Source organism: Streptococcus sp. OMI870, from assembly GCF_047460295.1.
Taxonomy (GTDB): Bacteria; Bacillota; Bacilli; order Lactobacillales; family Streptococcaceae; genus Streptococcus.
Genome location: NZ_JASHGM010000004.1, coordinates 191,727 through 199,901, shown reverse-complemented (window position 1 = coordinate 199,901; position 8,175 = coordinate 191,727). Strand labels below are relative to the sequence as shown.

Genomic DNA, 8,175 nt, shown 5'->3' with positions numbered 1-8,175 from the left:
TGACAGCTGTTGAATTCATATTTAGACCTATAGAGGCAATAAAAATCGAACACATCAAAATCAGTGTATCTCTTAATCGAACATGAAGGTCATCATATAGTTTCTCGCGGAATTCACGTGTTGAATAATTGGCAGTCATTTGTCCTCTCCTCTTTCCTTATTTAAATCGGTATAATAATTAATAATAACAGCTGATAAACAGCCAAAAAATATGAGCCCATAAATCGTCAAGAAGACACTGGTAATCCTTCCAATCAAGGTCACAGCTAGGAGATCCCCGTAGCCGACAGTCGTCGAAGTCACAAAAGCATACCAAAGACCGTCTCCGTAATTTGTGATAGCAGGTTCAACTAGGAAAAGCACGCCTCCTGACCCAAAAACAAAGGTCACAAAACTCAGAGCAAACCGAGTAAAACCCGTAACCTGTATAATATGCCATAACATTTTTAAACGTCTCATTTGTTCTCCTTATTCATACTAGCTCCTGACCGAGCCGTTTTTTCCAATAATCAAAGTGAAGATAGGACATGATCTCCATCAGAGAAAGATAGACAAACTGATAGATCTGATTTAAGCTGATTATCAACTGATATTGTTTGAAAAATGACTGGAAGAAAGACCAGATATGACTGTCTTGAATCAGTCCCTTCTTAACATCAGACAGGATATTAGCTAAAGCTCCCAAGGACTGAAACGGTAAATCCTTGACATTTATATAGATCCGGTCCACCACATCATTCAGACTGGTATCTTGGATGGCATGAAATTCTCCAAAGAGAACTCCTGCCGCTCCAAGAGTAGAAACAAATTCCACCAAATAATTTCTGAGGAAATTTTCTCAACCTTTTCCCATAATGTGTTTAGTGCCATCCATAACGATCCCAACCAGAAAAAGGAAAGAAAACAAGCAAAGAAATTTTGCCGTAAATCCCAAAAAGCTTCAAGACTTGGTGTTGTTGGTTTTTCTAACTCTAAAATCAAGATGGTCATAATAATTGCTAGAACAGCATCTGTCAATACAATTAATCTGTCTTTCTTCATCGGATTGCATCCCCTTTCTTTTTTGTAACATTCTATCTTATCGCATAATATTGGATATTCTTTCATAATCCGACTACAAACAAAAATAAACCAAAAAGTCTGTCCCTATTATGCTATATTTAACTCTAGAAGTATTCATCCATCTAATTAATAAATATATCATATTTCACAATAAATGAATACTATCAAAGATTCATCCCCTTTCACTTCATCATTTAGTGTTGCTTAGATTTATCAAAAACAACCAAATTTGTATTAATTTCAAGTATCACCTAGTTACAAAAATTTGGGGTGAACAGAAAAAGCATCCCGTATTTTTGATACGAAATGCTTTCAATAAGTTTAAATAAGTTTTAACGTTTACTAAATTGTGATGCTTTACGAGCTTTTTTCAAGCCTGGTTTGGAAAGTATGGATTTCAGATGGACTAAAAATAGCGTAATATCAGGGCTTTTCAGAACGATATCTACTAATTGATTTCATAAAATTTGAATCAATATTTTTTAAACGGGGAAATAGTTTAGGTCTCTAAGCATTAAAATAATACACCTAACTTTGGTCACCGTTTTTTAGTTATTCACTCTTTTTTCGGATAGTGTTTTTAAAGTTATGATGTAAAATGCCGCAATTAAAACACTATACATCATAATCAGAGGATAGACAATTAAGGATAGAATCAATCCCACTCCTTTAATTATTAGGTCAGGTATCAATAACTTCCTATATTGTGCGGTAGCTTCAAGTAATTCTTTCTGATCTATATTGGGTTTATCAATTACTTTATGTAAAAAACAGTTTGCTACCGTTGAAACAATAACGATCAGTCCATAAAAGAGCTGTGCCGTATGATTCATGAAATGACTACTAACTATTCCAGTAGCATAGGGCATAAATGAAACAAAAAATAAAAGATACAAATTCTTTCAAATTTCTCCCTTTTCAATTTGCCTAACTTGACCTGCATTACCTAGGTCGCTTTGCTTTAAATTATACTTTTTTCTTAAACATTTAATACGAGTAGGTATTTCTTGTGAGTAATTTTCATCAAAAAATTTCATATATAATCTCCCTATAATCATGGAAAAGTAGTAAAAATAGTTGTTATCCTAGTTGATTAAAAAAATCTCTGATTTCCTCATCTTTTATAAAATAATATATAATTTTCCCCTCTCTTCTAGTGTCCAAGATGTTTTGATTGGCTAGTTTACGAAGATGGTGGGAGGCAGATGCCATACTGAGATTTAATAAACAGGCTATATCGCAGACACAGAGTTCTTCGACGGCAAGGAGATAAAAGATGATATTTATCTGTTTATTATCGGTAAATTTTGATAAAATGCGAAGTGATTTTTGGACTTTTTCCTTTTCAAGGTAGTTCGTTGCGGTTGTAACATTTTGTTGATTTATAACATCCACTTGACAGATACTATCTTTTTTCATAATTTTTTCTCCTAGCCTAACACAGCCCATAGCATGTCAAAGCTGTTGTTTTCAATCAGGATATACATCCCCAATCCTAAATAGACAACGGCAATAAACCATCTGCTATATTTTTCCAAAGTTTCTCCAACAGAAGGGACTTGTGCTAATTTTTGGGCAGAAAAAACCAAGAGATAAATCATGACTAGAAAAGTAAGTAAAGTCACTATCAAATTCGCTAAATTTAAGGTGGTAAAATATGGGACAAAAACACCAATATTGTCAGCGCCACAACTTGCAAAAGTAATCATAGCGACTAGAAAAATCAAGTTTTTATTGTCTTTTCGCAAACCATCTTTTGCAATAGCTTCTCCATCAGAATCTCCTAAAAGCAAAACTTTGAGGCCTAGGAAAATTGGAATCAAACCGAGTAAACCTAAAATCTCTTTACTAGGAATATAATTTAAGACAAATGCAAAAAGCAAACTTAGGAATATTAGACTAACAGAGCCTAGAAATTGTCCTAAATAGATGTTAATGATGTCCTTTCTGCTTTTTCTTTTGGCAAAAAATAACATTAGGATAATAAGTAAGTCTACGGCTGTCCCAGAATACAGGATTATTGAAGTAACAATATTTTGAATCATAAAACACCTCATTCAAATATATTTTTGAATGTATTCTAACATTAACCTTTGTAGATGTCAACTTAAAATCCACCAATTAATAATTGCATGTCAATATTTGTATTGTGAAACTAGTTTCAGAAATATATAGTCTTAAAGTATGTCCACTGCCAATGGTTTTTTCAATATTTAAAAGGAGAGAACCAATTTGGTCCTCTCCAGGGTATAATTTTCCACCAACCCACTACAGTTGACAAAGAACCGTTATTCTCAAATGAGACAACTCCTTTTAGTTTTTATAACCTCAGCTTCTCGGTCTCTTACCTACTTTTAATAGAAAGACTACGAAGGACGATTCTTAAAGTAGTCAGATTGTGCAATATCGAAAGATTAGATGGGCTTAACCAATTTAACAACCCAAATCCAATTAAACTTCCATTTATTACAACTGTTTCTTGAATATTTCTTTGAATTAATTTCTGCAACGATTCAGATAAAGAATTCAATTCCTCGAAGAAATCTAAACGATTATCTAATAATAAAATATCACTCATCTGCTTAGAAATATCAGCACTTTCATTCATCACAACCCCAATATCTGCAAGCGTCAAGGCAGCAGAGTCGTTTAACCCGTCTCCAACCATCAAAATAGTTCGGCCAGCTTTCTGTAATTCCTGAACCAACTGAAACTTACCATCTGGTTTTAAATCAGTATAAACGTTGTCAAATGGCAGATCTTTAACCAACTCTTCTGTTCTAGCCAACGTATCACCAGTTGCCAGAATCAGTTTTTTCCCTTGGCGCTTTAGCTTTTTCAATGCAACTTTCGCCTCGCTTCTCAAGGGAGTGTGGATACAAAACATCCCAATTAATTCTTTCTTATAAGCCAAAAACAATAAATTGTAATGAGTCTTATATTGCTCAATCAAGGCCAGCTGCTCAGAACTAATTCTTACCTGTTCGTCTTGCATTAGTACATAATTTCCAATGACAACCGATTGACCATCAATTTGCGATTTAATCCCTTTGCTTGCAACATACTGAAGCTTGCCATGCATTTCTTCGTGTTCAATGCCTTCAATTTCAGCTTGTTTAACAATTGCATTGGCAATAGGATGATAGATATGTTCCTCCAAACATGCACTTATTCTTAAAATATCTTTCTCAGTATAATCTCCGAAAGGAAGAACCTTTTCAACCAAAGGATAACTCGTCGTGATGGTACCCGTTTTATCAAACAAGAAAGTATCCACTTCCAGATATTTTTCTAATACATCACCATCTTTAATAACCATTTCTCGATTTAGACCTTCCTTTATGGCCGTAAGGTAGGCTACAGGTGTGGATATTTTTAGAGCACATGAAAAATCCACCAATAAAAAGGAAATGGCTTTTGAAAACGAACCTGTTAACAGATAAGTCAAACCAGCACCTAAGAAGTTATATTTTACAACCTTGTCTGCCATCCTAATAAAATGACGTTGTTTTGTCTTCTTACTCTCTTCAGATTTTTTCATCAGATTGATGAGTTGCAAAATACGACTGTTTATCTGATTATCAGTCACACGAATTCTTAACTCTCCTGTTTCCAAAACAGTATTCGCACATACAGAATCTCCCTCTTTCTTTTCAACAGGGAAGCTCTCTCCAGTCAAGGAACTCTCATTGACCATGCCTAATCCTGAAACCACTTGGCCGTCAAACAAGATTTCATTACCTTGGGAGACAACTAATACATCACCTACTTGAACATCAGAACTCTTGATGCTGATGACCATGTCTCCCCGCACTAAGAAAACATCACTTTCTTTAGCAAGAAGGCTTTGTTCCAAATCTGTTGCTGTTTTTTTTAAAGACCACTGATCCAGATGATTACCCAAATCAAGCATAAACATGATGTTGCTAGCTGTCTTGGATTGGTTCATAAACAAGGACAACAAAATGGCCGAACAGTCCAAGACCTCCATGGTTAGTTCCTTGCGCGCTAAAGTTTGATAGGCTTCTTTGACATAACCCAAAGCCTGATAACAAGTCCAAATATAACGAATAGGGTAGGGTACAAAACTTCGAAACAGCAAACGCTTAATCGCTGCACCCGATACAATTGAATAAGCACTCTCTTCTCTACGAATGGGAAGAGTCATCAAGTCCGAAACTTTCCCCTTGTCAATTTTTTTTAAAAAGGCCTCTGCATTTTCTAATACAGAGAAGCCTTCTTTCATACGTAGAGTAAAGTGCTGCTGATCCATATAAAACTGAATAGAGTCGATCCCTTTTTCATCTTTAGCCAAGGAACGAAGATAATCTTGAATATCCAAGGTCAGTGAAAACGAGGACGATAATCGGATATGTTGATATCCTCTGTGTAGCACTTTAAAAGACATATTATTCACCTGTCAGGCTATCTAATTGTTCTTCTTTCTTTTCCTGTTCGTATAAATATTTAGCGTCTTGTAAAACATCATCACCGTGTTGTTTTACAACAGAAACAGATGCATCCAGTCCATCTTTCAATTTGTAAGCTTTAGCCAAGGCCTTAGAATAGCCTTTCTTAGCTTCTTTACTTGCTAAGACTTTCAAGCCAAGCGTCCCAAATGCTACCCCTCCTAAGAAGAGAGATGATTTTTTCGCAACTTTTGCGACGTTTAATACTTCTTTTAACATGTTTATTTCCTCCTTGTAACTATTGTAGCGAAAAATGACAGCAAAAGCAATTGCTGATATCTGATATATAGATAAAATTCTCTATACTGATATTTAATTATATTATGATGAAAACAATATACTTTATTTTTTGATACTGTCAATAATTATGTGTAAACACTTAAGTAGAGTTACGGAGTGTTAATTAAATAAGCTTTCAAGTGTATCAGAACATTGACCAAACCCTTTATGGATTCGTTGACTTTGCTTGAAATTATAATCTTCAAACAACGTAACTAAGTAACGTTCCAGAGCCTCCTCATTAGGAAAAAGAACCTTCTTTTTCGTTTGATGTTTGATTTCTTTGTTAAGAGACTCAATGAGGTTTGTCGAATACATGCTGTGCCAAATCTGGTAGGGAAACTGATAAAAAGTTAAAAGATTATCCGTCTTCTCCAGACTTTCCATGACTTTCCTATACTTTGGTTTCCATTCGGCGAGAAAGTCCTCTAAAGCTTGTCCTGCCATTTCTAAATTTTCAGCACGATAAATCATTATAAATTGCCCCAGAATAACCGCTCTATCTGCTCGTTTCACTTTACTAGCTAGATTTCGACTAATATGAATTAAGCAACATTGTTGTTTAGCTAATGGGTGAGCCTGACTGATAATCTGCTCAAGCCCCTTAAAGCCATCTGTAACTACAAGAGAAATCTGTTGGATTCCTTGGTTTTGAAGCTTGTCTAACAGGGTGGACCAAGAAGCATTGTTTTCTTGAGGCAACTGTGCATAGCATATCTCTATGCGACTAAAGTCGCTAGAGCTATCCTAATTGCGCACCGCCAGTTCTCATAGAAAAAAACACCTTGCAAGATGCAAAGTGTTTTCGTTTGTATTCTGCTGTCCAGCAACGAATTAACGTTTAGAGAACTGGCTAGCTTTACGAGCCTTTTTCAAGCCTGTTTTCTAGTATTTTTATATCTATTGGCAGATTATCCGACTTATCCCCATCAACATCTGACTCTAACTCAACCTCTGAAGAAATCCTAATATTGCGTACTTTGATATATTCGATATTATTGTTACCTACTAGATCCCCTTTTTAATAAATCTGGGATAGCCGATAATTTAGAAATGATGGATGAATCCTTTAAAATCAAGATATTTCCATATTCATCTGTATTTTCATCAAATAGTTTTTTGTCTGCATAGTAATTGGATAGAAGAACTAAGACCTGAGTAGCTTCACCTTCATAATTGCCATTTTTGCTTTCAAAAGGTAATAATTGCTTGTTCATAGCTTAGCGAATCAGTTGCACCAGCCAAATTAATTGTCTTGACCGACGAATAAAGCGACTTCTTTCAAGGATTCGACCATAAGGAAACAGTTGGCAGATTCTATAAAAGTGTCGATGTGATTCGGCACGCTCATCAGACTCGCTACACAGAGCTGGTACATAATATCTGCTATAATTTTCTGGAAGATTTGGTCAAGCGGTCTTTTAGCCGTGTGACAGGCATACAGGAAAAACACTATTTATTTACTTTTTGCACGGGAGGCTTTAAGATGTTGCTGGACGCCTTTCTTGATAATCACTCAGAGTCGCCAGAGTGTCTGGGCTGGGATATGGCAAAGATATACCGCTGCCTGAAACTGTTCTTTGACGCTGATAAACGCGACATATCAATTAAAATGTCGCACTAAAATGATTGAAAAGTGATTGAAACTGTATTATAATGAACGTATATATTTAGAAAAGAGGTACTAACTATGGAAAACCTAGTAGTTTCAGTCTTTAACACTGAAAGCGAAGCTTATCAGTCCTTTGCGGATTTGAAGGCTTTCCGCCAAACTCAGACGACCAAGGTTGCTCAAATCGCCTTGGTCAAAAATGAAAACGGTCACATCGTTGAAAAAGAACGCTATGACTTTGAAGATTCAACGACGGATGCAACCCTAGAAGGTGGCTTGCTCGGTGCAGTTATCGGGCTTTTGGGTGGTCCTATCGGCGTCTTGTTTGGTTATGGTATTGGCAGCCTCTATGGTTTGGCTGCTGGTGATACCGTTGATACGGCAGAAGCTGGCTTGATTGACGTTGTGTCTCAAAAATTGATCGACGGCGAAACAGCCGTTGTCGCCTTGGTGCAAGAAAACAACGAAGCAGTCATCGATGCTTACTTCACCAAGTACGACACCCAAATCGTGCGTTGGGATGTAGCAACCGTCGTAGCCGAAATCGAAGCAGCTCTGCAAGTCCAAGAAGACCTCTACAACCAGGCACGTGCACAAATGAAGGCTGAACGTAAAGCCGAACGCAAGGCTAAACTTGAAGAATTCAAGGCAAATGTCAAAGCAAAATTTGACAAATTGAAAGCCTAACGTCTAAGCGTCTCATAAATTTAAATGTGACTGAGACGCCATTTAAAATTTATGTGCGTCGGATTC

General features: G+C 36.1%; 10 protein-coding genes and 5 pseudogenes. 1 reads left to right on the top strand and 14 read right to left on the bottom strand.

Annotated features, from left to right (window positions below):
* From QM968_RS08335 to QM968_RS08270, 14 genes and pseudogenes are all read right to left on the bottom strand, one after another.
* Positions 1-139, bottom strand: a pseudogene (locus QM968_RS08335) (TIGR00341 family protein); the annotation flags it as partial.
* Complete coding sequence (locus QM968_RS08330; protein WP_001253404.1) at positions 136-459, bottom strand: potassium channel family protein; 324 nt, start codon at positions 457-459, stop codon at positions 136-138. The pseudogene QM968_RS08335 and the gene QM968_RS08330, both read right to left, overlap by 4 nt.
* 13 nt (positions 460-472) lie before the next feature.
* Entirely contained in the window at positions 473-814 is a 342-nt protein-coding gene (locus QM968_RS08325) for a hypothetical protein (RefSeq protein ID WP_000397556.1), read from the bottom strand.
* Complete coding sequence (locus QM968_RS08320; RefSeq protein WP_004240734.1) at positions 739-1,041, bottom strand: TMEM175 family protein; 303 nt, start codon at positions 1,039-1,041, stop codon at positions 739-741. Before QM968_RS08320 ends, QM968_RS08325 begins: the two co-directional genes overlap by 76 nt.
* Positions 1,042-1,394: 353 nt before the next feature.
* Positions 1,395-1,502: pseudogene (locus QM968_RS08315) on the bottom strand (30S ribosomal protein S9); the annotation flags it as partial.
* A 108-nt stretch (positions 1,503-1,610) separates the two neighbouring features.
* Complete coding sequence (locus QM968_RS08310) at positions 1,611-1,895, bottom strand: hypothetical protein (RefSeq protein ID WP_227197827.1); 285 nt, start codon at positions 1,893-1,895, stop codon at positions 1,611-1,613.
* 69 nt (positions 1,896-1,964) lie between these two features.
* Positions 1,965-2,099, bottom strand: coding sequence for a hypothetical protein (locus QM968_RS08305; protein WP_023024363.1), 135 nt, complete (start codon positions 2,097-2,099; stop codon positions 1,965-1,967).
* Between the two features lie 43 nt (positions 2,100-2,142).
* Positions 2,143-2,481 (bottom strand): Cd(II)/Zn(II)-sensing metalloregulatory transcriptional regulator CadX, encoded by a 339-nt coding sequence (gene cadX, locus QM968_RS08300; RefSeq protein ID WP_000711078.1) that lies wholly within the window; start codon positions 2,479-2,481, stop codon positions 2,143-2,145.
* 11 nt (positions 2,482-2,492) lie between these two features.
* The gene (locus QM968_RS08295; protein WP_002911684.1) at positions 2,493-3,107 is read right to left on the bottom strand and encodes a CadD family cadmium resistance transporter; all 615 of its coding nucleotides are present in this window, start codon (positions 3,105-3,107) and stop codon (positions 2,493-2,495) included.
* Between the two features lie 299 nt (positions 3,108-3,406).
* Positions 3,407-5,470, bottom strand: a complete 2,064-nt coding sequence (locus QM968_RS08290) for a heavy metal translocating P-type ATPase (protein ID WP_002893754.1) — start codon at positions 5,468-5,470, stop codon at positions 3,407-3,409.
* Between the two features lies 1 nt (position 5,471).
* Complete coding sequence (locus tag QM968_RS08285; RefSeq protein WP_002893755.1) at positions 5,472-5,750, bottom strand: DUF6110 family protein; 279 nt, start codon at positions 5,748-5,750, stop codon at positions 5,472-5,474.
* A gap of 180 nt (positions 5,751-5,930) precedes the next feature.
* Positions 5,931-6,521 (bottom strand): annotated as a pseudogene (locus QM968_RS08280) (transposase); the annotation flags it as partial.
* Between the two features lie 148 nt (positions 6,522-6,669).
* A pseudogene (locus tag QM968_RS08275) lies at positions 6,670-7,003 on the bottom strand (diacylglycerol kinase family lipid kinase); the annotation flags it as partial.
* A 30-nt stretch (positions 7,004-7,033) separates the two neighbouring features.
* A pseudogene (locus QM968_RS08270) lies at positions 7,034-7,150 on the bottom strand (IS982 family transposase); the annotation flags it as partial.
* Positions 7,151-7,500: 350 nt separating this feature from the next.
* Here QM968_RS08270 and QM968_RS08265 point away from each other — a divergent pair.
* Positions 7,501-8,109 (top strand): DUF1269 domain-containing protein, encoded by a 609-nt coding sequence (locus QM968_RS08265; protein ID WP_002893760.1) that lies wholly within the window; start codon positions 7,501-7,503, stop codon positions 8,107-8,109.
* The last annotated feature ends 66 nt before the right edge of the window (positions 8,110-8,175 follow it).